Genomic DNA, 26787 nt, shown 5'->3' on the forward strand with positions numbered 1-26787 from the left:
GCAAGGCTATTCTTTGCCCCACTTCGGAGTCGGCTGCATCAGGCTTCCGATCAGCGTAAAATGAACACGGCCGTCGGCTTCTTCGGCGGCTTTGATATCCGGGCTCATCTCTAAAACAGAAGCGATTTTAGGATTCGCTTTTTGAAAATCCGGTTTTAATTTGAACCAACCCGAGCCCTTGAGAGGGCTCAATAAGATATTCTCAACCAGTTCCACATTTGCATTCACACGCGCTTCCAAATCCCCACCCGAAAGATTCAAGTCCGTGATGTGAGCTTTGCCATGCTGAAGCGAAATTTTTCCTGCAAACCGTCCAAGCACAATCTTAGGTAAAGTAAAGCCGCCTAAAGCTCCCCCAGGCAATTCGAACACACCGGGTCCAATGGACAAATTTTTGAAATCGATATTCGCTTGCCCATCGCCATCCTTGACCGGATTTTTCCCCAGATTTAAATCCGCATTCAGATTGAGCAAGCCATTCATTTTGAGATCCGTCTCCGCGTTCACCGGTCCACGAAGTTTTGCCAAATCAATCCCACGAATATTGAGCGATAGAGCAGACAATGCCCCCTCAGCTTTCAACGTCACGGATCCTGCCGCACTGCCGTCGTCGATTTTTGAATCAAAATGGATCTTCGGCTTTCCCAGTAAGGTGCTTAAAATTCCGAGACGAATTTTCAATTTAGCCAGTTTGAATTCCGCCCCCGATTCCTCGGTTTCACTGGCCATCCGGATCTGAACATCCTGCATCGCAATACCCGAAAGACGCCAAAGCGATAACTCGCCAACCATCACTTGAGGAGGAGTTTGAAAACGAGTACCCTGCTGCTCACCGGACAAAGCATGCAGAATCTGCTCCTCAAGCAAAAAACGAAACGAATCAATCGGAAAAGTCAGATACATCGAGACAAGAAACACCCATCCCAGAAACGACACATAAAGAACTTTTTTCATTTATTCTGCCTTCCAGGTTGAGACCGTAAGCTGTACATCCAGTAAATCCGGAGAATCGAAACGGGCTTTAACCTGAAGCCGAGTAATCTTGACCAACTCATTCCCCGATGAATGTTCTAATTCTTCCAAAAAAGCCGTTAGTCTATCCATCGATAATTCTTTGACCGTCACCACAACGCTGATCTGGGTAAGGTTTGAATGGGCCAATGGCTCACGCCTCTCATTCAAATCGTTCACCTTGAGGTCCAATCGCGTCGCGGCATTTTGCACCAAAGTAAAGAGGGCAACTTGGTTCGAACGAATTTTTGCCTCTCTTTTTTGTTGTTCATCTTTTATCTGTTGGTATTTCGTGGCCAACTCTGTGATTTGCCTCATTTCCTGATCCAATTGCCGGATTCTTTGCTGGCGAGCTGAAATGGAGCTTAAACAACACCCGATAATCAAAACAACAATCATCAAAAAAAACAGACCGATTAGACCGGCGACACGCTTCTTATGCTGATCGTTAAGGGCCTGAAATCGATCCCAGAGTACTTCAAGTCTCATTGAGAAGCCCCACAATCATAGTCCATGGATATTTGAAAATGCACACCGGATTCTCCCTGACGCGCCCGACCCTTCTCTACCTTTTTAAAACAAGGAACCTGACTCAGCGTCGAGACGATCTGATCGACAGACTCAAAGTCGGCTGTATTCCCAGACATACGAACACCCTTGTTCCCAATATCCAACTCACTTAATTTTAGCTTCAGATTTGGGGGGATCGCATTGGAAACCTCAACATAGATATCCAAGGCACTTTTATCCGGAATTTTGTCTTGTTTGTCTTGGGCCAGCATTTTTTTCATGGGGCCCAGGCAAGGATTGGCCCCCGTTACTTTTTCACACAGCTTTGCTTCTCGTTCGAGGAACGCATCGATTCGAGCACTCAAAAAGTAACGGCGCGTTCCATAGTTCACCACGATCAAACTGAGCAAGATCAAAGCCCAGATGCCCAGTTTTTGATTGCGACTTGAAACCAGTCGAACAGGAGAGGTAAAAGCAAATTCTTCTTTTCGCAGATTGAAGCGATTGAGTTTCTCGCGCGGAGTGCTGCCAATCAGCGCGTAGCTTAAAGCAAGAGCCAACACAGGAGAAAGACCCAACGGCCTGAGGATTTGACACGGGACTTTCAAACGCTCTGAGAACTCCGCCTCAACCCCGTCTGCCAAAGCCCCTCCGCCTGTCAAATAGATCTGAGAAATCGGCTCATCCAAAGAAAGCATGGTCTGCTTGATCTCCCGAAGAACGGAAGAGCGGTCTGATTTTCCAATGGAGCGCGCGATTCGGATTCTTCTGGAGTCGCCCACGCAGACCGTGCAGGTTTTATCTCCCATATCCACAACAGCCGCCACTCCAGAAACGGGTTGCGCCATTTTGAGCAACTCAAACAAAGCAGCCGATTTGATGGTTAAAATGTTTGGATTCACTTGGAACGTGTTCAACAAATCCAAATAGTTTCGAATCGTTTCTCGCTTAGCAAAGCCCGCGAGAATGGACTGCTGAGGATCTTCTTTTTGGCTGGCCAAGAACCATGAAATCATCAAATCATCGATTTCAAGGGGCAGGTGCGCATCCATCAACCCTCCCAAAATGCCACCTATTTTTTTAGCATTTGAGAACGGCACGTCCAAAGCTCGAATCTGAGCATCCACTCCTGAAATGCCACTCACCACAAAGTTTTGTTGGAAAGATTCATGGACACTCAGTTGCTGAAGGGCCTCTGGAGAATTAGGAATTTCAAAAGTCTCTTTGACCTCTCGACCTTCCAAACAAACAACCTTGATCGAATGGCTGCCTAAATCGAATCCTATCACCTGTTTCGCCATATTATTGAGCCCTAAAGTAGTAACGCTTCTGATCGCCTTTATAAACCCGTGTGGTCAGAGTCAGTGTTCGGCTAACCCCATTGATCGTCGCTTGGCTTTTTAGCGTAAAATACTTCGATTCCACACCCAAAATCTCCTGGCACATTTTATCATTAATCGACAGGGGTAATGCTTTGAGAAATTTCATAAAACCCACGGGGCTCACCGGGCCTCCACCGGTAGATTTGTACTGCATCCATTGCTGAGCCGCAGAATCAACCCAAGTCTGTGTTTGAAGATTAGGGTCCTGGTCATTGCTCGCGCAATACCGAATCAAAGCCTGCACAACCGGTTCTTGAGCGGACAAGATATTCACTTTGTTGTCATCTCCATAGATCGTCAGTGCCGGGGAAAATGCTTCAAAATGCCGATCCGAGAAGCCCGGGACTAAATTGAGCTCACTCAAACTATCGAAATAGGCATTTTTAGGCCTAAGGTCTTTCATCGATGCATACTGATCTCGTTCCGAGCCCCCAAAAGGTTGCCCCCAATCGCTGGGTGTCGCATAAGGATTAATTCGAAGCTCATCCTCATCGATGTAGTCATAGATATTGGCAATTAAATCGGCTCGATTCACTTTTTTAAAAAGTAAGTCTTGGTGGCGATTTGAAAAAAGAGAAGCGACCAGTTTTCGAACTTTTGAACGATTCTCTGCTTTGGTCCAGTTTGCCAGGGATATCTTGCTCTCTTCATCTTCCACGGAAACCGAGAAAGCTCCCTCAAAAGATCCGAATCCACCTTCCGGCGGGATAAACACTCCGTGATCTTCCTGGATTTTCTGCTTTTCTGCTTTGCGTTTTTTGACTGCTTCGCTCACATCGATCCCAAGCGTTGTCTGAAGCTCTCCTGAAACCAAATTTCCAAACAAGCTGCTGTCAATCGATAACATCTCCCAAATCGTCTGTTTGGGTATTGGCACTCCCATCGCCGCAAATTGCGTAAAATACGGTTGAATAGCGCTTTGAATCGTTAAAAAGAGGCCGGAGATGTTTAAGCCGCCTTCCGCGAGGGCTTGTGCCTTTAAAGCATCTCGTTGTCGCAGAGCAATCTGGTATTCGGACTGCTGCTCAACCATTAAGTCGGTCACCACCGCAGAGATCAAGGCGAGGGAGGTCACCACCAAAAGCAGCGCCATTCCACGGACTCTCAATTGCCGCTTCCCAGGAAGATGGGCTTGTCCAACCATACTTCAACCTCCGTTGTCATTCTTTCTACATCGTCTTCGTTCAATCGTGCACTCAACTCGACTTGAATGCGCGTTGGAAGAGACGCCGTCTGAATCGGTTGCCCTTCTGTTTGCCACAGACTGTCCCAAGCCAAAGTATTCGAGTTCCAATATTTCAACTGAATTTTCTCAATTCCCGGACAAACGAGTTTGGCTCGATTCTCTTGCCAAAGCGTCTTGCCCGGATTGAACCGCTCGCTGCGAAGCAAATTTCCATCTTTCACAAAATAGCTAATCTCACGCTCACCGCTTTCCTGCGCATCCTGCCGGTGAGTGTAGCCGCCAAAAGCCACAAATGAGATTCGGTTTTTATCTCCGCGAAATTGGGTATCCACCACTAAGTTCGTCATATTTCGATTGGCACTGATGTAAGCCATACTGAGCTCTGAGCTCAATCGAGCCAAAGCCTGACGAATCAGATGATGCCGCTCGGAAATTGAAATCGCTTTCTCAGACACGTGCAAGGCGGAATTGAGGCTTGAAAGTAAGATCACTCCCATGAACCCTAAGATGGCCGCTGCAATCAATATTTCGATCAAGCTAAAGCCTCGTTTCATGGACGACGCATCTCCGGCGAGTTCAGCTGAGTCGAAAGCAGCGAGGCTAAATCGGCCAATGGCTTTGGATCCACGACGTGAGTGACGATTTTTAGGTCTTCAGCAACACCTTGTTCTTGCCAACGTACAATCAAAACCAATTCTCGTATCGAATCTCCCAGCGTATTCGAAATCAAGCCAAAGAACGGAGCGAGCATATTGGCATTTAAATCAAGCCCAGCCATGGGGTTGCCTTGATTTGACTCGGGATTCACCTGGGCCTTCATGGCTTTGTTAATAGCCTCTGGACTGGGTGGAGGCATATTAAATCGAAGTCCGTGGCACTCCCAACGAAAGTCTCGATATCCTTCTCCCTCAAAAGTCCCGCTGTTTTCATAGTCACCAATGGCAAAACCCTTCTTCAACAGATCGTACTTACAATCAATCAGTTGTTTTCGAGCTAACTGCGTCGCAATATTCAAAGAACGCCCCTTGGCTGCTAGTTTCATGGACCGAGCTTGAGCGTCGAACAAGTAAAGCAATGCCATCCCCATAATCGCCATGGCAATCATGACTTCCAGCAATGAAAACCCTGAAACCTTTGAACGGCTAAGATTCTTCAATCGGCAACTCTTGATCTTCTATCATCACAGAACCTGTCAACGGTTCGACAATGAGGTTATAAAGGCGCTTGGCATCCGGATCATCCGCCAAAATAATCTGTGCGGATTCCGTATACCCATCAGGAAAGAAATAAAGCGCTACGTGCCCCGCGCTCTCCCGTTTCTCAAAGTGCTCGATCCAGATGCTTTTAAAGAAAACATCGTCTTTCAAGCTCTGTACCTTTCCTAGTTCATCTTCAACAGGCTTGAATTCAGGCTTTTTGATGGCTTGCCCCATCTCGCGAGCCTCGCGTTCTTCTTCCTCATCTTGTTCTTTGCTTTTGGATCTCACCCAATCCGATGATTCTTCCACCCAGTAAGAGCGATTATCCAGATCAAAAACAATTCGGCAGGTCTTTCCCGAAAGACCGGCGCGCGAATAGGTGTCGCGAATCAAAGCTTGAACCTCAATCGCAGAACGCTTCAAACGGCTTCCGGTCACGGACCTCAAGGTAGGAACGGCAATGGCGGCGAATACACCCACCAAAAGCAACACAACCATCATTTCGATCAGCGAAAATCCGCGTTTATTGTTCCCAATTGCCAACATCGTCTTCCGTATCGGCTAAACCATCGAGTCCATACGAACGCACATCGCAGCCTTTGGGATGGTGAACACCGGGGCAAACAAAGGTGTACTCATTCCCCCATGGATCAACCGGTTCTTTTTCAATGTCACCATTCGAGATAAGACTTTCCCAGCTGCTGGGTTCTTTTCTTCGTTCAGCTTTATACATGATCAATTTTTGTGCCAAAGCATTGGCTTCGGCCTGAGCTGCTTTGACCTGCCCTTTCTTCAATTGACCAAAAGTAGCGACTGCAATCCCAGCTACGATGATGCCGATCAGCATCATCACAATCATGATTTCAATTAACGAAAATCCTTTCAAACCTGATTTCATACCTTTTGTCTCTCCTTATTTAACCAGACTATTCATCTGCATAATGGGCGTCAAGATTGCCATGACAATAAAACCGACACTCCCTCCCATGATGACGATCATGATGGGCTCTAGCAGAGAAGTGAGAGTCGTGATTTTCAATTGGACCTGCTGTTCGTAAGTGATAGCCACCCGATTTAGCATGCCTTCCAGCTGGCCTGATTTTTCTCCAATGGCGATCATATGCGTCACCATCGGAGGAAAACAACCACTCCGCTTTAACGGAGTTGCAATATCTTCCCCCTCGCGCACGGCATCTCGAACCTCATCAATGGCTTTTTCCAAAACATCATTCGCAACCAAATTTCGGACAATCTGCAAACTCTGCAATAAAGGAACCCCGCTCGCTAAAAGAGTGGAGAGAGTCCTTGAAAAACGAGCCACCGAAATCAGCTGCGTGATTGGCCCTACAATCGGAACTCTCAAGCGAAGTCGATCCCATCGGGCACGGCCTTGAGGCTTTTTTTTCCAAACCATCAAAGCATAAACAAAGCCTCCTAAAACCAGCAAAATCAACCACCAAAAATCGCTGATGAGATGGCTGATGCCAATCAAAAAGCGTGTCATGAAAGGCAGCGGCACTTTGGCTTTGATGAATATTTGCGAAATCCGAGGCACCACCGTGGTAAGCATCACCACCATAATGGAAAACGCAACCAAAGCCATCACCAAGGGGTAAGTCATGGCACTCAACACTTTGCTTTGAAGTTGCGCCTGTCCTTCTAAATAGTCCGATAAGCGTTCCAAAACGAGTTCGAGAGCACCTGAGCTTTCACCCGCACGAACCATATTCACATAAATCACGGTAAAGGCCCGGTGGCGTTCCAATGCATTCGCTAAGGACATTCCCTCATTCACATTCGAACGAATCTCAGAAAATATCCGTCGAAGCTTTTGGTTCTGAATCTGATCGATCAGCGCATTTAAGGAGTCGACCAAAGGAACCCCCGATTGCAACAAGATACCCAATTGACGAGTGGATGCTGCAATATCAGCCGTACTCACTCTCGAAAACAAAGCCTCGAATCGGATGGGTTGTCCCCAAAAACTTTTCTTTCCTTTTGATTTTCCAGTCGAAGCACTGGAAGCTTCATCAATTTGAGTCGCTAAAACGCCTTCTCTCTTTAATAAAACTCGAAGAGCTTTGACGCTATCGGCATCCCGAGAGCCTTTGACGCTTTTCCCTTTCAGATCGTAGCCGTGATACTCGTATATTGGCATGTTTAATCCAGCGTCAGGCTTTCTTCACGAGTCATACGCGTCACTTCTTCCAGCGTTGTGATGCCTGCTTTGACTTTTTGAGCCCCATCTTCTCGCAGCGTCACCATACCCTGTTCACGCGCTTTGGCTTTGATGGTTGCCGAGTCCGCATTTTGAAGAATCAATTGACGAATATTGTCATCAACCAGCATCAATTCAAAAATACCTTGCCTTCCCAGATAGCCCGTCTTTTGGCAGCTCTCACATCCTTTTCCTCGCCAGAGATAGGGGGTGTCTTGGGGATCCAAACCCAGTTCGCGAAGTTCTTCTTCGGTTGGAACATAGCTTTCACGGCACTCCGAACAAATCGTTCGAACCAAACGCTGCGCCAATACAGCCATCAAGGAGCTCGCCACCAAAAACGGTTCCACCTGCATATCGACTAGCCGAGTCACCGCACCAGGCGCATCGTTCGTATGAATCGTTGAAAACACCAAGTGACCGGTCAAAGAGGCTTGAACGGCAATTTCAGCGGTCGTTCGATCTCGAATTTCCCCAACCATAATGACATCCGGATCCTGACGTAGAAAGGCTCTTAAACCACTGGCGAAAGTCAAATCGATCTTGGTATTGACTTGAACCTGGCCGACACCCGGCAATTGATACTCAACCGGATCCTCAATCGTCAAAATATTAAGTTCAGGCGTATTGATTTGAGATAGACACGCATACAAGGTCGAAGTTTTCCCCGAACCCGTTGGACCGGATACTAAAAAGATACCATGAGATGCGTTGATAATTTGATGAATCGATTTCAAATTATACTTCGAAAAACCAATCTCTTCCAGAGACTTTAAAACGCTGGAGCGATCGAGAAGACGCATCACAATCCGTTCTCCATACCCCGTTGGCACGCTGGAGACGCGAATATCAAAATCTTTACCGGCTACTTTGAGGCGTATGCGGCCATCTTGAGGCAAGCGCTTTTCAGCGATATTGAGCCCAGCCATAATCTTAAGTCGAGAAATAATCGAATTTTGAAAACGCTTCGGAGGCTTAATAATCTCATAGAGAATGCCGTCAATTCGGAACCGAACGACCAAGTCACGTTCAAACGGCTCAACGTGAATGTCGCTGGCCCTATCTTTCACGGCCTGACTCATCAGAGAATTGACAAGACGAATAATCGGAGCCTCGTCATCTCCCTCGCTGTCCAGCAAATCGACCACTTCTTCTTCGAGACCGCCTTTGATGGTATCGGATTCCGACTCTTCCAACTCGGCAACGGCTGTTTCAGCTTGACGAATTAATCGGTCATAAGCACGATTAATCGAATTCATGATCAGCTCCGGCGCAGCCACATAAGCATCGAGCTCTTTCCCGAACAAAAGCCGAAGTTCGTCCAACAAATCGACCAGAAATGGTTCTGCGCAAACAAGAGCGATATGGCCATTTTCCATCACTCCAATCGGCAAGACTCGATTTTGCTTGGCAAAACTAATCGGAAGAAGTCTCAGAATCTCGGGATCGATCTTTTCAACTTCGATCTTATCGAGATAAAGCAAATCCATCTGGGCCGCCAAAGCCTTGGCGAGCTGAGCGGTGCTGATCGCTTTGAGGGAAACAAGGACTTCTCCCAAGCGACCTCCTTTTTCTTTTTGCACCTGCACCGCATCCAAAAGCCGTTGATCCGTCACCGAAAAGAGCGTCTGAATAATTTCGCCAATGGGTCTACCCCAAAGCATGTTTCCTTCGCTCATAGACTACTGTTCTACCTTGACGGAAGCAGGCTCTGATTCGGTCAGCATCGAAGGTGGCACCTGAACCGGAGCAGCGCCCGATTCTAAAATGCTTTGTTCCGACGAGGAAGGGTCCAGCGTTTGAAATTTATGCCGTTCCCAATCGTCGTGAACGGGCTTAAACACGGTCTCATCCGGCAACCCTTTCCCCCCATTCTCGGTCTTCTCCATTTCAAAGCTCACTTGATGAATGAGATGCGCAACAGGCCCTGTTTTTTTATCGTAGTCGATATAAGGGTCAAACTTCGTGATTTTGTCTCCGAAGTAGAGCTTGGAAAATTCTTCTCGCTCTTGGACTTTTCGTTGGTAGATACGCTGCAGATCGTTTTCGTCTCGCACCACATAAGGAGTCAAAACAAGCATTAGATTTTTCTTCACTTTTTCTTTTCGAGTGTTCTTAAACAAATGCCCCAGCACAGGAATATCGCCCAACCAAGGAATTTTGCTTTCAATCGTTCGATAAGTCTCGTCTACCAATCCCCCCAATACAATCGTCTGCTGATCCTGAGAAGTCACAACTGTTTTCGTGGTTTTTGTATTAAACGTATATTGCGTATTGCCTTTAATGCCGCCCAACTCGATTGCATTGCCAATGGTACTCACATCTTGCTCAATCTCGAGCCGAACGTTGTTATCGTCGTTGACATGGGGAGTAATGGTAAACTTGAGCTTCGGTTCTTGATACGTGACATTCTGCATGGGAATGCCGAGTCCTCCTTGACCGGTCCCAAAACCGACCGTAGACATACCACTCACCGTTGGGACTCGCTGGCCTACCGACATCTCCGCTTTTTCGTTGTCCATGGTCATCAACGAAGGCGTCGATAGAACATCCACGTTCGAATACTGCTGCATGATATCCAAAATCGCACCAATACCTGGCACTTTGAGATTGTTTCCGTTCAAACTCAAATCTTGTGTGGGCCCAATAAACCCCATCGTGTTCAAGAAAGGCGCCAAGCCAGCAGCAGCCACGCCGTTGACATTATTGGTCGCGATGGCAGCCCCGATTTTTGTAAAGACATCGGTCGCCAAACTCTTGCCAGCTGGATTCGCTAGAATAAAGGTCGAATTATTGCCTGCAATTTGAAACGGGATACCGCCAAAGGCTCCCAGACTGAAATTATTGGTATCATCGAGGCTGATTTCCATAATGGCCGCTTCCACAAAGACTTGCGTGCGTTTTTTATCTAATTTGGCAATCACCAGCGTCAGAGCTTTGTAATCTCTTGGGCTTGCGGCTACGACAAGCGAGTTCGTTGCTTCGTCAGCGGTGACTTTAATTTCGCTCTCAAACATAGCATCTCGAGCAAATCCATTGGGCGTTCCGACTGAAGCACGTTGACCGGAACGCATCCCTTGCACCAAAGTCGATAGAGTGGTCGAGATTTTTTTTGCATCTCCGTTTTTGAGATAGTAAACATAGATCTGGCTTTGGGTTCCGGCTCCCGAAGTAGGAACATCCAAAACATCGATCATTTCTTTGATCTGAACAAATGCCTTATTCGAAGCAATGATGATCAACTTATTCGTTCGCTCGTCTGCAATAATTTTTTTAAGACTAAAGTTATCCGCAGCCCCACGGGATGCTAAATAGTCCTCGTACGGTGATCGAGAAGGAGCCTTTGCTTCCGGTTTCCCCGACAGCGACACAAAAATATCGTTCAACTTATTTTGGATCTGAGTCGCATCTGCGTGGATCAGATCCACAATATGAATTCGATTGGAGGCGCCGGCGATATCCACCTTGCCTAAAATATCCATGATTCGCCGAATATTGCTGGATCCATCTGTGATGACCAAAAACGTCTCACCCACGACGATGAGGTCCCCCAGTCGACTGATCAAGCCTTTGACCAACGATTGAGCAACATCCTTCGGAATGTGTTTCAGATCGTACAAGAAGGTCACCATTCCTTCGTCGCGAGGCAACTCGGCTTTCTCGTTCAAAACAGGTACCGGCTGTTTGTTCGAATCTCCGCGTTTGATGATTTTGTAATAGTCTCCCGTTTTAAAGAGACTCAGCTCGTTTGCTTCCAACGTGCTTTCAAAAGCTTGCCACGCTTGCTCAAGCGTAATCGGGGTTCGGCTGATAATCGAGATTTCCTGAGACGGTTTAATACCACTGCCAATAATAAAATTTCGACACATTAAGCGGCTAATCTGATCGACCAAGTCCGACAATTTCGCCCTCTCAAGATTCCAAGGAAACTTTCCTTTGGGCTTGATGCACTTGGTTGGAACCACCGTAGAAACATCTCCCAAGCTTCCAGCGCTTCTTCCGCTTAAATCCGGTCGCTTGGCAGGAGAAGGCCTCGGAAACTCGGAACCACTTCCTCGCAACGGAGCCAAGGGCAAATCATCATCGTACGGACCCGCTTGTTGAGACCAAAGTGTCGCTGATAAAAACAGGAATAAGCAAATACATTTGAGCATGGTTTAGCTACCTTAAAATCGAAATTTCAGAAGAATAAGAACTGGAGTCGCGCTTAAAGTCAATGCTGAGATTCTTCGCGGTGGATCGTGTCTGGAAAAGCTCGAATGCTTTATCAGGGCTATTAATCTCATACCCATTCAGACGCATAATGATATCTCCACTTTGCAAACCAACTTTTGCAAAAACAGAGTTCGGAACAATATTAGTCACTTTAAAACCAATGGGTTTGCCATTTTCATAAGCGGGAATCAAGCGAGCCTGATTTGAAATTCTGGCCAGATTTCCCATGGTTGCATCAAAATCCCTCCCATCTATCTCATAAGCGTTTGGCCCAACTCTTCGAATGGTAGAACCCAAGTCTTGAGCAGAGCTTTCCGAAGAAGCTAAACCTCTTCGATTCATGGGTTCTGGAGCGGATGCGTCATTCAGCCCCAGATATTCGTAACGTCGATCTCGTTCGTTGTAAATAATCACGCGCTGCTCTTCGATTCGCTTCACGGTAGCGACATTCATCAATCGGTTGCAAGGAGCCAAAGTCTCCGTCACAGAAGATCCTAAAACTTCGATGTAGATGGCATCGATCGGGTAAGATGTCGGCACACATTCGTTGATCGAATAGCTTTTGATCGTGCCATTCGACTCGATGGAAGCCAACGAATACTGGGGACCTGGAAACACGGCCGTTGCGACCAATCGAGCTCCGAGCGTAGAAGGCACGGCATCTTCCCAACGACCCGATTCTTTTTCCGTATCATCCAGTTCGATCAGGTTAATTTTCTCTCGCCTGGCTCCAAACAAATTTCGATCGTTGACCCTGGCATAGTCACGTTGTGCAATCGCTTGCGCCGCTGGTTTGGATGCTGGTTTTAAATCAACGGGCTTATCTAAAAACGATTTTTCAACCCGGTATCCTACCCAAAGATTGATCGTGCTCGCCACGAGAAAAATACACGCCACCCAAAAGAGCAGACGGACCATCCAAAATTGACCTGTAAATCGCCACTTCATCGTATCAAGAACCCTTAACACCAATTCGAGCTCGCTTCCACCGGAAAGTCAAGTCGGTGACGCTCGCCGCTCTTGAAACGTCGTAGAGCGGCTCTTGCGATCATAACCGCATTGTCCACACAACGATGAGTCGGCGGCAAATAGATCGGCAAATGATCGCTTGCCCCGAGCGCGATCAGTTCGCTTCTCAGAGCCGAGTTCGCGGAAACTCCCCCGCCAGCCACCACATTTCGAACTCCCGTTTTGGAGACTGCTAAGCGTATTTTTGCGACCAGCGCTTCCGCAATATTTTTTTGTAAGCTCGCGCAAAAATCAGCTCGGTCTTGCTCATGATACTGAGAACGCTCAATCATCCGACGAGCAGCTGTTTTTAAACCCGAAAATGAATAATTTAGGGTATCCTGATGTTTAAAAGCGGTTGGAAACACAAAGCGATTCGGATCGCCCTTCTTCGCCAGACCATCAATTTCTTTGCCAGCAGGATAGGGCAACCCAAGCAGCCTTCCAATTTTGTCAAATGCCTCTCCCGCTGCATCGTCCAAAGTTTGGCCTAAAAGTCGAATTTCGTAATCTGCGTCGACATGATACAAGGAAGAATGCCCACCCGAAGCAACAAGGCCCAAAAAGGGCGGTTGTGGGAAATTGGGTTCCCCCCATCCCGCTAACAGATGTCCCTCAATGTGGTGAATGCCTAAAATCGGAATATCCAATGCCTGCGCAAAACCTTTGGCAAACTGAGCGCCGACCAACAAAGAACCAATCAATCCTGGCTGATTGGTGACCGCAACAGCCTCGATATCCCGAGGAGCTTGACCGGCTCGAACGAAGGACTCTCGCACCAATTCCGCAATCTTAAAGAGATGTTGGCGCGAAGCAATCTCGGGAACAATTCCGCCAAAAGGAGCATGAGGCTCAATTTGAGAATGAACCAGATCGGATAAGATCTCTCCTTGGCCATTCAAGACCGCTACCGCGCAATCATCGCAGCTGGATTCAATAGCCAATAACGCTTTAGGCTCCATGAAGGGCAGGTCTAGCATGTTCTTAACTCTTTAAGAACAGGTATTGCAGTTGCTTGCCTGTGACGCTTCAAGCTGCCTTCTCCAAAATTAAGCTCACACACTTGAGTTGCTTGGCATTCGCGTATTAGGCTCGTTTTTTCATGGGTACCTCCCCCTGTTTTGATGCGCTGGAATCCTCGCTAGCCTCATTTTTTTTGTTTTGACTTGATTTAATTAATGAAAACGATAATCATTCTCATTATGAAACTATCCATTGTCCTCATGATTTTTCTTGCCCAAACTTTGCCAGCTCACTCACACCGGCATCATACCGTGAACGGAACCCTGGAAACAAGTTTTGGGTATTATTCGATGCTCTGGAATACCGCGGAGCTAGCTCTACACTCCGCCGAACTTTTTGGCTACAAAGGGGGCTGCAGCCATGGTTGCGGGCATCATCATGGTTCTTTTCCAGAACGAATTTACCACAGTTTCGAAATTGCCACGCATGCACTCAATAGCTTTGAGGCCACTGCTCACCTTTCCGAGAATTTCTCCGATTGGCTTTCCCAATACGTTTCAACCGGCGTCTCTTCGATGGCTTCGATTTTAGCCAATGGAGGCATTGTTCTCTATCGGGCGAAAGATTTAAATCGGGGAATCAAAACCACGACAAAAGAGCGACGCTTCCTTCCTGCCATGATGAGCACCTGGTTTTTAGCCGATATGATTGGCCACCTATCAGCCATCTACTTTGGCTTGCAAGACCAAGCTCAATAAACCTCTACTGCGCCCAATGAGATGTCTTCGAAAAACACCTCATAAGCGCACTTAATTATCTCCAGAATAAAGGCAATTTGAAAGATTTTTAGCTTTCAAGGCTGTTTGCTCAAACGCCTCTTATCTCTCCAATCGCCGTCATGAAATATTTCAACACAAAGCTCAATAGGATTTATTTTAGCTTTGGGCAGCAGGTTATATCTCCGGTTTGATTGCCACGCCGGCTGCGTCTCCTTTTGACAGACCGCGCGTAACTGAGTAGTCCTTCGGGCAACTACTTATGAATCAGCTCATCACTCCCATTTCGTACTCTTTGCAAGAAATTCGCCAAATGCCAGCGCAGGATCTGTTGATCACCATCCGAGACCGAGGCTTACACGATAGTCTGGCATTTTTAGGCATGCTGTCGCCCGAACAATTTCAATATATCATGGATCTCGATGCCTGGACCGATGACCGAATTCAAAACGAGAAAATCGAACCTTGGTTAGAAGCCATGATGGAGTCCAACCCGCGAAAAGCCGTCCAAGTTTTCCATGAACTGGACATCGAACTTCTAGCGTTTTTGTTGAGAGAGAACTCTGAAGTTTACGAATTAGACGATGGTCAGGAACCCGACGATTTACCAAACGATCGACTGCAGACACCGGACAATCGCTACGTGATCACTTTTTCAAAACCCATTTGGCGTCATTTTTTTGAGCATTTAATGGCTCGAGACTTGACCTTTGCTCTCCAAATCATGCAATCTATCCGCTACGAAACCGCTTCTGGTCTGGAAGAAGAAGCTTTTCGGTGGCGCGATGGGCGAATGCAAGATTTGGGCTTTGCTCCTTACGAAGAGGCGAAAGCGGTTCTTAGCCGCATCAACCCTGACATCTCTCTGGAATATCCTACTATCTTGCTAGAAGAGGAGCCTACTCTCAACCCAACACAAGCCATTGTAAGCTCTTTGGAAACCGACCATGTGTTTACTCAGACCCTCTCCACACTGCCAAACGACACGCAAAAACGAATCTTGAGCGAATTCGTATCGACCTGCAATCAAGTGCATCAAGCTCTGAATCGGGATTCAGGCGATCGCCAGTCTCTTCGAGAAACGGTACAATACGTCACTCTATTGCTGGACAAGGCCCTTCACTACCGCTCTCCCGAAGTACTTGCGACCTCCCCAGTCCGAACGCTGTTTCAAATTGGCCGTACCTTGGAAAATGCGTGATTACCTACTTTCTCGGTGTGGGAAGTTCACACCCACAAGCGCCGCTTTGGATTAACAAGGCCGAAGCCTGCTTGCGTTCGCATCCTGGTATCCGCTTTGTTGCCAAAAGCCCCAACTACCCCAACCCTGCTTTCGGTGGCCAAACTTCTTTTTTCTTTACCAACTGTGCCTTTCGAATCCAGACTTCCCTTCATCCAAACGCACTTTGGTTTCTTTTGCACCAGATCGAAATGCGCTTAGGCCGTATTCGAACCGCAAAAAATGGACCCAGAACCCTCGATCTGGACATTCTTGATCGAAGCGCTGGGCCTATGCAAACCGACTATCTTCAAATTCCACATCCAGAATTTAACAATCGACCCTTTGCACTAAAACCAGCGGGTGATATAGGTTTTAGATGACCAAGAATATCCATACAAAAGAAGATCCCAACTTAAAAGAACGTTTAAAGTCTCTTGAACTGGCCGTTGCGAGCATCGAAAAACAGTTTGGAAAAGGTTCCATCATGCGCCTAGGGGCGGATGATCCTTTGGCTTCCGATGTAGACGCCATCTCCACAGGCTCGCTGGGACTGGATATGGCCCTTGGTATTGGAGGGTATCCGCGAGGCCGAATCATCGAAATTTACGGCCCAGAATCCAGCGGTAAAACAACGTTGACGCTGCACGCAATCGCTGAAGTCCAGAAAAAAGGCGGTATCGCGGCTTTTATTGATGCAGAACACGCTTTGGACGTTAGCTACGCTCGCAAGCTGGGGGTCCGAACCGAAGATCTTTTAATCTCCCAACCAGACACCGGAGAGCAAGCCCTGGAAATTGCGGACATGTTGGTTCGTTCCGGCGCCATTGATCTCGTCATCGTCGACTCCGTAGCCGCTTTGGTTCCCAAGGCTGAAATTGAAGGCGAAATGGGCGATTCGCACATGGGTCTTCAAGCTCGACTCATGAGTCAAGCTTTGCGTAAATTAACCGGAACCATCTCAAAGTCGGGCACAACCATCATCTTTATCAATCAACTTCGAATGAAGATTGGGGTGATGTTTGGAAACCCTGAAACCACGACCGGTGGGAATGCTCTTAAATTCTACGCCTCGGTTCGATTGGATATTCGCCGCCTGACCGCCATTAAAAACGGTGAACAGGTGATTGGAAATCGAACTCGGGTCAAAGTCGTCAAAAACAAAGTAGCGCCTCCGTTCAGAGAAGTCGAATTTGATATTCTCTATGGCCAAGGCATCCAAAAAGACGGCGAATTGATCGATATCGGTGTGGATCTCGGCGTGATCGAGAAGAGCGGGTCCTGGTTAAGCTACCAGGGTCAAAAAATCGGCCAAGGTCGCGAAAACGCTAAACAGTTCTTTTCAGAAAACCCAACGGTCCTCGCAGAAATCGAATCCAAGGTCCGGGCTCAATCCAACCCCGGGCAAGAGAAACCTGCCATGAACGCCAATCCTACTCCGGAAATCCTGCCTTAATGCGCGTTTATTCTTGGAATGTAAACGGCATCCGTTCGGCTTCGAAAAAAGGCCTTCTCGATTGGCTTCGTGAGTCGAACGGTGATATTATTGGTCTTCAAGAAGTCCGTGCATTCCCAGAACAAATCCCCCTCGAATTACAAAAACCCGAGGGGTATTTTTCTCATTTCTCTGCGGCTGAACGCCCTGGGTACAGCGGCGTTGGGCTCTACAGTCGACAAAAGCCAGACGAAGTCCAAACCCTTCTCAATTTCGCTCCATTCGATGCCGAAGGCCGAGTGCAAATCGCTCGATTCGAGCGACTCTTTGTAGCCAATATTTACTTCCCCAATGGACAAGGGAAAAACAACGACAACAGCCGAATTCCTTTCAAGCTCGCTTTTTATGAAGCACTTTTTAAAGAGCTCGAGATTTTGAATCGAGCTCATGAGCGAGTCCTAGTGATCGGAGATTTCAACACAGCGCATACCGAACTGGATATCGCCAGGCCTAAAGAAAATCAAAAAACCAGCGGATTTACGGCCGTTGAACGCGAAGAAATGGATCGCATTCTTTCTTTAGGCTGGGTCGATACTTTTCGCTTGTTTGAAAAAAAATCCGGGCACTACTCTTGGTGGAGCCAACGCGCCGGAGCCAGAGCTCGGAATATCGGTTGGAGAATCGATTACGTCTTAGCCTCCCAAGCAGCTGCGCCGCTCATCCAGAAAGCTTTTATTTTGCCTGAAATCTCAGGCTCGGATCATTGCCCAGTGGGTGTCGACGTGGAAAACCCTTAGGCGGAAGGCCAGGCATGTTTATAACTTGGACGCCCTCTCAAGCGCTCTCGCCACGAAAGCACATGCGGGTAGGCAACCAGTTCAATTTCTTTCAACTGGTCCAACAAATCCAGCAAGGGCGTCGCCAAAGTATCTGCAATCGAGTAGTCGCCGGCCAAATACGCTCGACGCGCCAAATGCTTGTCCAAAACATCCAGCTGACGCTCCAATTCTTCCATAAAAGCTCTCATCATTTGCGAACGCGTATCGGAGCCTTCGTACAGATGAGCCTCTGTTAAAACGCTCCAAAGCAAGTCACCCAAACCAGAAGATAGAAAACTTAACCAGCTAAGTGCTTGAGCTTTTGAGCTCAGATCGCTAAACGACAAAGGAGACTTCTCAAAACGCTCCGCCAAAAAGTGCAAGATAGCCGGAGACTCAAAAACGGACAACTCGCCGCTCGGTCTATGCTCTACCAAGGCCGGAAGTCGACCAAAAGGACTTCGGCGTAAAAAAGCGGCTGTCCGATCTTTGATTGGATCCACTTCTCGAGGCGTAAAAGTCACACCGCACTCGGCAAGCGCAATGCGAATTGCAACGCAGAAAGGAGAAGCTCGGTATTCGTAGAGGGTAAACGGAGGCGCTTTCGATGATGCCATGGCCCTTATTATGACACGGAAGCTGACGGTTGCAAAGAGCGTTATTGGCTAAGAATGCGCAGTGGCCCTATTTTGCAAATTCTCGACTAAAAAATCAAAAACCCTCTGACTAATCAGAGGGTTCGGTTGACGGTTAGGCTTTCAATTACTTGATAGCAACTTGAGCGCCTTCAGCTTCCAATTTGGTTTTCATGGCTTCTGCATCTGTTTTCGAAACAGCTTGCTTGACCATTTTAGGAGCGCCATCGACCAAGTCTTTGGCTTCTTTCAGACCCAAGCCAGTCAATTCGCGAACGACTTTGATGACCTGAATTTTCTTATCGCCTGCAGCGATCAATTCCACATCGAATTCTGTCTTCTCTGCGGCAGCAGCAGGAGCGCCCGCAGCTGGCATCGCAGCCATCATCATTCCACCACCGGCAGCAGCCTTAACGCCCCATTTTTCTTCGAGCATCTTGACCAATTCAGCGGCTTCCAAAATGCTGAGAGCCGAAAGTTCATTCCCTAATTTTTCAATATCCGTTGCCATGTTTTACTCCTTATCCTTGTCTAATTTTGCTTGAATCACACCGACCACATGCGATGCTGGCGCATTAATTTGAGCGAGCAGTTTCGCCGGCACTCCATTAATCACACCCAACAATTGCGCACGCAATTCTTCCAAACCAGGCAAAGCCGCAAAGGCCTTCACTTTTGCCAGGTCTAATCTTACTCCGGCATTGAGCCCGGCCTTAATCTCGAACTTCGCACAAGCTTCTTGGTATTTCACCAAAACTTTTGCCGGAGCGACAGCATCGGTATCACTCCAAGCAATAGCCGTTGAATTTGCAAAGTCCTCAAACAATGCCTTTACCGGCGTTGAGTCCGCTGCAATGCGAGCGAGTTTATTTTTGATTACTTTAAACCCAACTCCTGCATCGTGCAGTTGACGACGCAAAGTTGATACTTGAGCTGCATCCAAGCCTTGTACGCTGGTCAAAACAATCGACTCAGCAGACCCGAACACGCTCTTCAGAAACTCAATTTGTTCTTCTTTTTCTGTTCGTTCCATTTACACACCTCACTTAAATTGAACGAGACGTGTGCAAATCGGTTACGATTACTGCCACCATCTCGGCAGGATTTTTAAGCCTCCACTCAGAAGACCCCCTGCTGTCATCGACGATCTAACTTCAAAAATTTTAGTCCGCGATAGCCATGACCTCAGTCAAGTCTACCTTCACGCCCGGACCCATTGTCGAAGACAGGGTCACTTTGCGAACGTATTGCCCTTTCAAGGAAGCTGGTTTGGCACGCAAAACGGCCCCCAAGAGAGATTTCATATTGTCTTTCAAATGAGAGGCCGAGAAGGAAATACGGCCCAAAGGCGCATGCAAAGTTCCCGTCTTATCTACTTTGAATTCGATCTTGCCACTCTTGACTTCTTTGACCGCTTTAGCGACATCCAGAGTAACAGTCCCAACCTTAGGATTTGGCATCAAACCACGAGGTCCCAGCACTTTCCCTAATTTACCAACCACTCCCATCATATCCGGAGAGGCGACCACTTTGTCAAAATCCATAAATCCAGACTCAACGCGCGCAGCCAAATCTTCTGCTCCCACAACGTCAGCCCCTGCCTCTTCGGCTTCTTTGGCTTTGGAGCCTTTGGCAAACACAGCGACGCGCACTGTTTTACCTGTGCCATGTGGCAGAATGACCGCTCCACGGATGTTTTGATCCGCGTGGCGAGGATCCACTCCCAAGTTCATCGCAATGTCGACTGATTCATCGAATTTCGCGGTTTTGCATTCTTTGACCAACCCACAGGCTTGTTCCAAGCCATAGCGGGTTTGTGGATCTACTTTTTTCGAAACGTTTCGGTATTTTTTTCCGTGTTTTGCCATTTTCATCAACCTACTACATCAATGCCCATGGAACGAGCAGTTCCAGCAATAATTTTAATCCCTGCTTCAACATCGTAAGAGTTCAAGTCGGGTGCTTTTGTTTTTGCAATCTCGGCAACTTGCTCACGTGTTACTTTGCCCACTTTTTCTTTGCCTGGATTCTTTGCACCGGCCCCCGGCTTTCCGTCGGTCTTTAATCCAGCCGCTTTCTTCAACAAAATGGAGGCGGGTGGCGTTTTGCATTCGAAGGTGAAGCTTTTGTCCGAGTAAGCGGTGATCACAACCGGAATGATCATTCCAAGCTGGTCTTGAGTTCGAGCGTTAAACTCTTTACAAAATCCGGGAATATTCAGCCCATGCTGACCCAGTGCTGGACCAACTGGAGGCGCTGGATTGGCTTTTCCTGCGGGAACCTGAAGCTTAATAAATGCAGTAATTTTCTTTGCCATGCGTTTTCCTTATGCAGATTTTCGAGACTATGCAATACGTTCTACTTGGACATAATCCAATTCCACAGGTGTGGCACGCCCAAAAATGGAAACCAACACCCGCAATTTCTGCTTATCTGCCTTCACTTCTTCAATTTCACCATTAAAATTCGCAAAGGGACCTTCCATCACTTTGACTTTATCCCCTTCGACAAATTCCACCTTAGCTCGTACTTTGGGAGCGCCTTCAACCATCGCTCGCATACGCTCGACTTCAGCCACGGACAGCGACGGGGGATTCTTCGCGTTCCCAACAAATCCCGTCACCTTCGCAGTGTTTCGCACCAAGTGAGCGGTTTCGTCGCTAAACAGCATTTGAACCAACATGTAGCTTGGAAAACACTTGCGGCTCTGAGCTTTGCGAACCCCTGCCTTAATCTCTTCCACCATTTCTATCGGAACCCAAATCTCACCAAAAAAATCCTGTAAATGATACTGCTGTATACGTTCTTCAAGCGTTTTTTTTGCGCGATTTTCAAAGCCAGCATAGGTATGGACAACATACCATTTCAAATCTGTTTTTTCAGTCATATTTACCCTAAAAAGAAATCATGGTGAGATAACCAGCCAAAAATTGAATCAAAAAAACCTAAAATAAGCGCCGCAATGAACGATACGATCACAACGGTTAAGGTCGCTGCTCTGGTTTCATGCCAACTTGGCCACGCTGTTTTGTCTAGCTCAGCAATGCATTCTTCCACGAAAGCGCGGGCTCTCAAATTGAGAAAAGCTGCGTATAGGGCGATCAGCAGAGCCAAGCTCAAACCGACCAGATTGGACAGAGCAAAAGAAGCCCCCAATAACCTAGCATCTTGCACTCGAAATAAGCCAAACACCTCGCGTGTAGCAAGGGTCAGAACTGTTCCCACCAAGACAGTGGCCACCACATAAAACACCAATACCCACGTACTTTTGGACCGCATCTGCTTCGACTCCTGGGCAAAACAATAAAAAAGATAACAGACTCCGATAGCACTGATTCGAAAAATTGTCTAGCCTGTTGGCCATGCAAATCCGAAAGCTCGAGATCTTCGGCTTTAAATCTTTTGCCGATCGAGTCATTATTCAATTTGACGAAGGGGTCACAGGCATTGTAGGCCCGAATGGGTGCGGCAAGTCTAATGTCGTGGATGCCCTGCGCTGGGTCATGGGAGAGCAAAACGCCAAACATCTTCGCGGTGACCAGATGCAAGATATTATTTTCAACGGCTCTCAAAGCCGTGGAGCCATGGGTCTGGCAGAAGTAACCCTGACTCTTGAAAACGACGGACAAGGCGTCCCACAAGACTATGCTCATTTCGAAGAAATCGAAATCACCCGTCGGCTCTATCGAAACGGGGAATCTGAATACGAGATCAACAAGCGAGCTTGCCGATTGCGCGATATCACGGAATTTTTTCTCGGGACCGGTGTTGGGACGAAAGCTTACTCGATCATCGAACAAGGACGCGTTTCGAACATCGTACAGGCTAAAGCGGAAGATCGTCGCAATCTGATCGAAGAAGCGGCTGGCATTACCAAGTACAAAGTCCGAAAACAAGCGGCTGAGCGCAAAATGGAGAGCACCGAGCAAAATCTCCTTAGAATTCAAGATATTACCCGAGAAGTCGAAAGCAGGCTAGAAACTTTAGAGAAACAGGCGGAAAAAGCTTCGAAACACCAAGCTCTTGTGGAGCAAATTCGAGCCTTAGAGCTTCACACGGCAACGCTTCAATTCTTTGAGTATACCAATCGATTAAACTTCCTATCGCACCAAAGCATCGCCCAGGAACAAGATTGGCTCGAATCCAACCAAGCAATCCACACGGAAGAAGCGGACTTTCAAGAGCAGCGCTCGCGGCTGCTCTATCTGGAAGAGAAGCTCACACTCACCCAAAACACCATACACGCAACAGAAAGTTCGATTGCCTTGGCAAACCAAGATATCGCTTTCAGTCAAAGCACGCTTTCTTCGAGACAAAAGCAGACTTTGCAAATACAGGCTGAGATGAAGCGGCTGAGCGAACGCTTGCAAGAACTCAGTGAAAATCAGAGCCATCTCGAGAGACAAAGCCATGAATTTGAACAGCTCGCATCCAAATCCAAAGCTGACATGAACGCTCAATTTGAGCAGGTGCAAGCGCTGTCTCAAACCCGATCCAAACTTCGAGAGAATCAGCAACAAATACAAAACCGGCTGCTCTTATCTTCGCGCACAGCCACACAAAGCCAATCGGAAGTTCAAGAGCTCCTTCAAAAGGGAGAACAGCTGAAAGCCCGCACGCGCATGCTGGATCAAGAGCTGGAACGAATCAACGAACAAATTCAAGACCATGATTCACAAAAATCCAATTTTGTTACCGAAATTGACAAAGTTCGAATGGAGCGCAATGAAGCCAATCAACAAATCTCAATACTTCAAGAAGAGCTTCGAGCCCTCCAGCCAGTATCGGCAGAGAAAGCTTCATTGAAACAAAAACAGGTCCAAAGAATCGCTTTGAATGAAGGACGCTTGAGCGCTGTGCTCGAATCCCTTCAAGAAAACAAAAAACCTGAACATCGAAATTACAAACACCTCGCTGATGAATTCGATATCCCCGAAGCCTACGAATCGTTGGTCGAAGATGCTTGCAGCGCGCGACTCGAGGCTTATTTAGTGGCCAGCTTCGAGGAAGGGCTCGAACTTGCCAAGCACGGCCGCATTCGTTTCCTTCCGAAAGACACAAAGCCCTTTCAGTTTGAAATTGTTCGAGACTCAAGTGAAGCACGCATCCAATGGCCTGAAGCGATCAAGAACAACACCATTTTAATCACCGAATCCGGAGAGCTTTTTGATACGGATCGCTCGTGCGTGGCAGGCGCCAAAACCAAAAGTGGGGGATTGCTGGCCAAAAGACGAGAATCTCAATCGCTTCAATCGAGTCTCAACGAATTGGCAAAAGAGCTATCGATGCTGGAAAGCGATCTCCACCAATTGGACCAACGCAAACAATCGATTCATCGAGAGTTGGATGCGCAACGCTCTGTGCAACAAGCTTTGTTACTCACCCTTGCCCGACTGGAGGAAGGGTTTCGAAACCAAGAGTCGACCCGCAGGAGCCTTTCGCAACGTTTGCAACAGCTCAACGCAGAACGCGAAAAAAATGCAAGCCTGTCTCCGGACACGGACTCGAAATTGGAGAAACTGCAGAAGCAGCGGGCACAAGCCTTGGATCACCATCAAGCTTTGGAAATGCAACTCAAAGAAGTCCAAGACGAAGCTTCCCTCTTCGAACAGCGTTTCGTTCAAGACTCTGAAACCCTCACCAAGCGACGCATCGAAGCAGCCAGTGCGCTGGAACGGCAAAATAATTTGATTCGATCGCAGGAACAGCTCGCAAAAAATCAAGACGATATCCGAATCCAAGTCCGAAATTTAGAAAATCAATTGCTTGACTTTTGCCAAGATGAAGTTCAGCTCAACGAACAAATCAGCATCGCTCAAAAAAAACTTGAAACCGCCACCCAAGAACTGCAAACTTTCAAAATAGCTCACCAAGAACAGAAAAAAACAAACGACGAGAAAAAAACTCAGATCCGCGAAATAGAAACCAAGCTTGGCACCAAGCGACAAGAAATGGAGCAATCTCAGAAAACGCTTACCAAGCTTCAGCTGGAAATGCGAGAGCAAGAATTAGGGCTTCAGAATCTCGATCAACGCCTTTACGAGAAATACCAGGTTTGGGCTCATGAGATTCTCAGCGACTACCATCATCGATCACGCCATGAAAACAGCGCATACGAACTAGGCGCCTTGAAGCGGCAAGTGGAGCATCTTGGACCGATTCATCTAGAAGCCATTCAAGAATTTCGAGAGATGGAAAAACGTTACCAATTCTTAAAAGCCCAAGGCGATGATTTAACCCAAGCCCTCGAACAACTTCAGGCAGCAATCCATAAGATCAACGACACCACCAAACAACGATTTGACGAAGCATTCCGAGCCATTAACGAACGCTTCTCGCACGTGTTCCCACGCTTGTTCCGAGGCGGGAAGGCCTGGCTCCAGCTGACTGATCCAAGCGATCTGCTAAATACGGGTGTTGAAATCTTCGCTCAACCACCGGGGAAAAAACTCGCTTCCATTGCTTTGATGAGCGGAGGAGAGAAAGCCTTGACCGCAACAAGCCTTATTTTCGCGATCTTCTTGATGAAGCCATCGCCTTTTTGCCTGCTCGATGAAGTCGATGCTCCTTTAGACGAAGCAAACGTCGATCGATTCAGTACCCTGGTTCAAGAAATGTCCAAAGTCTCGCAGTTTATCGTCATCACTCACAATAAGCGAACGATGGAACAAAGCGACCGACTCTACGGGATCACCATGGAGCAACCCGGCATCAGCAAAGCAGTGAATGTTCGCGTGAAACAGCCCAATATCCAATCTTGACGAACGTATGCTCAGTCCGAAATCTGGGTCACCGTGTGAAGGTGAACGGTATTGGTCCGCTGAGCGGGTTTCAAAGGGACTTTGGTCAAGAGAACCACCGTTTCTCCCGCCTCCACTCCCCAGCGAGTCTGTAAATTTCGATTGACGTGAGTCAAAAGCGTCTCAAAATCGGGCGGGTACTTCACAATCTCGGATTCAATCCCCCAGGTAAATAATAAGCGGCGCTGCTCATTCAAACTCGGAACATAGGCAATAATCGGCGCTTTCGGTCGATACGCACTCACCAATTTCGCCGTATGGCCCGATCCGGTGAAAATAGCGATCGCCTTGGCTTGCAACTCTTGGGCCGCGTGCGTTCCAGCAAGAGAAGCGGCATTTTGATGCTGTTGATTCGAGTGAGCCCAGAGCTTCGCTTGTGTATGCCAATAGGGCATGAGATCCGAATTTTCTACCTCGCGAATAATTCGATCCATCGTTTTTACCGCTTCAACGGGGTAATCCCCCGATGCGGTTTCCGCAGAGAGCATCAACATGTCCGCCCCGTCTAAAACGGCGTTGGCCACGTCGCTTGCTTCGGCTCGAGTGGGCCTGGCGCAGCTGATCATGGACTCCAACATTTGAGTCGCTACGACCACCGTTTTTCCCTGAGCACTGCACAGTGATACGATCTTTTTCTGAGCGATGGGAACCTGTTCCAGAGGCAATTCGACTCCCAGATCCCCTCGAGCCACCATGATGCCATCCGATTCTTCGATAATCTCCTCTAAGCAGTTCATGGCCTGAGGCTTTTCAATTTTGGCAAACACCAAAGGCCTGACTTTTGACTGCGCCAACTCTCGCCTTAGCAGGCGTACATCTTCCGCCGAACGCACAAAAGACAAAGCCACGGCATCGACTCCCATTTCGGCCCCAAAATGCACATCTTGAATATCTTTCTCAGTTAAGCTCGGAATCGATAGCCCCCCCGAAGGCAAGTTGATTCCCTTGTTGCTTTTGAGAATCCCTCCAAAGACAACTTCGCACAAAACTTCTCGAGCTCCATCGCTCTCTAAGCAACGAAGCCCGATTTTTCCGTCGTCCAAGAGGATTAAATCCCCTGGCTTCACGTCTTTGGGGAGCCCCAAATATTGCGTGCCAAAGCGCTCTGGCGTTCCGAGTAAGTCTTCGGTTGTCATGCGCGTTTGATGGCCAGCTTCGAGCAAAATACCCTCTCCCAGCATCCGCCTGGTTCGAATCTTAGGACCTTGTAAATCCTGCAAAACTCCCACCGCCTTTCCAAGGTGCGCAGCGACCGAACGGACTCGATGGATCACCGCTCGGTGCGTTTCTTGATCGCCATGCGAAAAGTTAATTCGTGCAACGCTCATGCCTGCCAGAATTAAGGCTTCAATCTGTTCTTCGGAAGAAGAAGCCGGGCCCAGCGTACACATCATTCGAGTTCGACGCATCTT

At 47.8% G+C, this 26787-nt stretch carries 27 protein-coding genes; 6 read left to right on the forward strand and 21 right to left on the reverse strand.

What is annotated here, in order from left to right:
* Positions 1–6 precede the first annotated feature (6 nt).
* From gspN to tsaD, 13 genes are read right to left on the reverse strand one after another with little or no spacing between them, the layout of a single operon-like run.
* Positions 7–954 (reverse strand): type II secretion system protein GspN, encoded by a 948-nt coding sequence (gene gspN / locus I8H75_03945; GenBank protein MBH2006479.1) that lies wholly within the window; start codon positions 952–954, stop codon positions 7–9.
* Positions 955–1500 carry a type II secretion system protein M gene (locus tag I8H75_03950; protein MBH2006480.1) on the reverse strand — a complete coding sequence of 182 codons (546 nt, stop codon included), beginning with the start codon at positions 1498–1500 and terminating at the stop codon, positions 955–957.
* Complete coding sequence (locus tag I8H75_03955; protein ID MBH2006481.1) at positions 1497–2822, reverse strand: PilN domain-containing protein; 1326 nt, start codon at positions 2820–2822, stop codon at positions 1497–1499. Before I8H75_03955 ends, I8H75_03950 begins: the two co-directional genes overlap by 4 nt.
* Position 2823: 1 nt before the next feature.
* Entirely contained in the window at positions 2824–4047 is a 1224-nt protein-coding gene (locus I8H75_03960; GenBank protein MBH2006482.1) for a general secretion pathway protein GspK, read from the reverse strand.
* Positions 4008–4643 (reverse strand): prepilin-type N-terminal cleavage/methylation domain-containing protein, encoded by a 636-nt coding sequence (locus I8H75_03965; protein ID MBH2006483.1) that lies wholly within the window; start codon positions 4641–4643, stop codon positions 4008–4010. The genes I8H75_03960 and I8H75_03965 overlap by 40 nt, the downstream gene beginning before the upstream one ends.
* Positions 4640–5245, reverse strand: a complete 606-nt coding sequence (locus tag I8H75_03970; protein ID MBH2006484.1) for a prepilin-type N-terminal cleavage/methylation domain-containing protein — start codon at positions 5243–5245, stop codon at positions 4640–4642. The genes I8H75_03965 and I8H75_03970 overlap by 4 nt, the downstream gene beginning before the upstream one ends.
* Positions 5232–5834, reverse strand: a complete 603-nt coding sequence (locus I8H75_03975) for a type II secretion system protein (GenBank protein MBH2006485.1) — start codon at positions 5832–5834, stop codon at positions 5232–5234. Before I8H75_03975 ends, I8H75_03970 begins: the two co-directional genes overlap by 14 nt.
* Positions 5812–6186, reverse strand: coding sequence for a type II secretion system protein GspG (locus tag I8H75_03980; GenBank protein ID MBH2006486.1), 375 nt, complete (start codon positions 6184–6186; stop codon positions 5812–5814). The genes I8H75_03975 and I8H75_03980 overlap by 23 nt, the downstream gene beginning before the upstream one ends.
* A 15-nt stretch (positions 6187–6201) precedes the next feature.
* Entirely contained in the window at positions 6202–7446 is a 1245-nt protein-coding gene (gene gspF, locus I8H75_03985; GenBank protein MBH2006487.1) for a type II secretion system inner membrane protein GspF, read from the reverse strand.
* Between the two features lie 2 nt (positions 7447–7448).
* Positions 7449–9170 (reverse strand): type II secretion system ATPase GspE, encoded by a 1722-nt coding sequence (gspE, locus tag I8H75_03990; protein ID MBH2006488.1) that lies wholly within the window; start codon positions 9168–9170, stop codon positions 7449–7451.
* 18 nt (positions 9171–9188) lie between these two features.
* Positions 9189–11660 carry a type II secretion system secretin GspD gene (gspD, locus tag I8H75_03995; GenBank protein MBH2006489.1) on the reverse strand — a complete coding sequence of 824 codons (2472 nt, stop codon included), beginning with the start codon at positions 11658–11660 and terminating at the stop codon, positions 9189–9191.
* A gap of 7 nt (positions 11661–11667) precedes the next feature.
* Positions 11668–12690: a PDZ domain-containing protein gene (locus I8H75_04000; GenBank protein MBH2006490.1), complete on the reverse strand. Its 1023-nt coding sequence runs from the start codon at positions 12688–12690 to the stop codon at positions 11668–11670.
* Entirely contained in the window at positions 12684–13709 is a 1026-nt protein-coding gene (gene tsaD / locus I8H75_04005) for a tRNA (adenosine(37)-N6)-threonylcarbamoyltransferase complex transferase subunit TsaD (GenBank protein MBH2006491.1), read from the reverse strand. Before tsaD ends, I8H75_04000 begins: the two co-directional genes overlap by 7 nt.
* A gap of 222 nt (positions 13710–13931) precedes the next feature.
* Between tsaD and I8H75_04010 the strand changes: the two genes are divergently transcribed.
* The 5 genes from I8H75_04010 to xth all read left to right on the forward strand — a co-directional run bounded on the left by I8H75_04010 (position 13932) and on the right by xth (position 17919).
* The gene (locus I8H75_04010) at positions 13932–14450 is read left to right on the forward strand and encodes a hypothetical protein (protein MBH2006492.1); all 519 of its coding nucleotides are present in this window, start codon (positions 13932–13934) and stop codon (positions 14448–14450) included.
* A gap of 280 nt (positions 14451–14730) precedes the next feature.
* Positions 14731–15669, forward strand: coding sequence for a hypothetical protein (locus tag I8H75_04015; GenBank protein ID MBH2006493.1), 939 nt, complete (start codon positions 14731–14733; stop codon positions 15667–15669).
* Positions 15666–16070 (forward strand): 2-amino-4-hydroxy-6-hydroxymethyldihydropteridine diphosphokinase, encoded by a 405-nt coding sequence (gene folK / locus I8H75_04020; protein ID MBH2006494.1) that lies wholly within the window; start codon positions 15666–15668, stop codon positions 16068–16070. The genes I8H75_04015 and folK overlap by 4 nt, the downstream gene beginning before the upstream one ends.
* Entirely contained in the window at positions 16067–17143 is a 1077-nt protein-coding gene (gene recA / locus I8H75_04025; GenBank protein ID MBH2006495.1) for a recombinase RecA, read from the forward strand. The genes folK and recA overlap by 4 nt, the downstream gene beginning before the upstream one ends.
* Positions 17143–17919: an exodeoxyribonuclease III gene (gene xth / locus I8H75_04030; protein MBH2006496.1), complete on the forward strand. Its 777-nt coding sequence runs from the start codon at positions 17143–17145 to the stop codon at positions 17917–17919. Before recA ends, xth begins: the two co-directional genes overlap by 1 nt.
* Here xth and I8H75_04035 read toward each other — a convergent pair.
* The 7 genes from I8H75_04035 to secE all read right to left on the reverse strand — a co-directional run bounded on the left by I8H75_04035 (position 17916) and on the right by secE (position 21854).
* The gene (locus I8H75_04035; protein ID MBH2006497.1) at positions 17916–18557 is read right to left on the reverse strand and encodes a glutathione S-transferase family protein; all 642 of its coding nucleotides are present in this window, start codon (positions 18555–18557) and stop codon (positions 17916–17918) included. The two genes, xth and I8H75_04035, sit on opposite strands and share 4 nt — an antisense overlap.
* Positions 18558–18702: 145 nt before the next feature.
* Positions 18703–19086: a 50S ribosomal protein L7/L12 gene (gene rplL / locus I8H75_04040; protein ID MBH2006498.1), complete on the reverse strand. Its 384-nt coding sequence runs from the start codon at positions 19084–19086 to the stop codon at positions 18703–18705.
* A gap of 3 nt (positions 19087–19089) precedes the next feature.
* Complete coding sequence (locus I8H75_04045; protein MBH2006499.1) at positions 19090–19608, reverse strand: 50S ribosomal protein L10; 519 nt, start codon at positions 19606–19608, stop codon at positions 19090–19092.
* Positions 19609–19738: 130 nt separating this feature from the next.
* Positions 19739–20443: a 50S ribosomal protein L1 gene (locus I8H75_04050; GenBank protein ID MBH2006500.1), complete on the reverse strand. Its 705-nt coding sequence runs from the start codon at positions 20441–20443 to the stop codon at positions 19739–19741.
* A gap of 5 nt (positions 20444–20448) precedes the next feature.
* Entirely contained in the window at positions 20449–20892 is a 444-nt protein-coding gene (gene rplK, locus I8H75_04055; GenBank protein ID MBH2006501.1) for a 50S ribosomal protein L11, read from the reverse strand.
* Between the two features lie 27 nt (positions 20893–20919).
* Positions 20920–21462, reverse strand: a complete 543-nt coding sequence (gene nusG, locus I8H75_04060) for a transcription termination/antitermination factor NusG (GenBank protein ID MBH2006502.1) — start codon at positions 21460–21462, stop codon at positions 20920–20922.
* 2 nt (positions 21463–21464) lie between these two features.
* A complete protein-coding gene (gene secE, locus I8H75_04065) occupies positions 21465–21854 on the reverse strand; it encodes a preprotein translocase subunit SecE (GenBank protein ID MBH2006503.1) in 390 nt (129 codons plus the stop codon).
* An 83-nt stretch (positions 21855–21937) separates the two neighbouring features.
* Between secE and I8H75_04070 the strand changes: the two genes are divergently transcribed.
* Positions 21938–25336: an AAA family ATPase gene (locus tag I8H75_04070; GenBank protein ID MBH2006504.1), complete on the forward strand. Its 3399-nt coding sequence runs from the start codon at positions 21938–21940 to the stop codon at positions 25334–25336.
* Between the two features lie 11 nt (positions 25337–25347).
* Here I8H75_04070 and pyk read toward each other — a convergent pair whose 3' ends face one another.
* Positions 25348–26784 carry a pyruvate kinase gene (gene pyk, locus I8H75_04075; GenBank protein ID MBH2006505.1) on the reverse strand — a complete coding sequence of 479 codons (1437 nt, stop codon included), beginning with the start codon at positions 26782–26784 and terminating at the stop codon, positions 25348–25350.
* Positions 26785–26787 lie beyond the last annotated feature (3 nt).

The organism is Myxococcaceae bacterium (genome assembly GCA_016000045.1).
In the GTDB taxonomy this organism is placed as follows: Bacteria; Myxococcota; UBA727; order UBA727; family JABDBI01; genus AER2-1.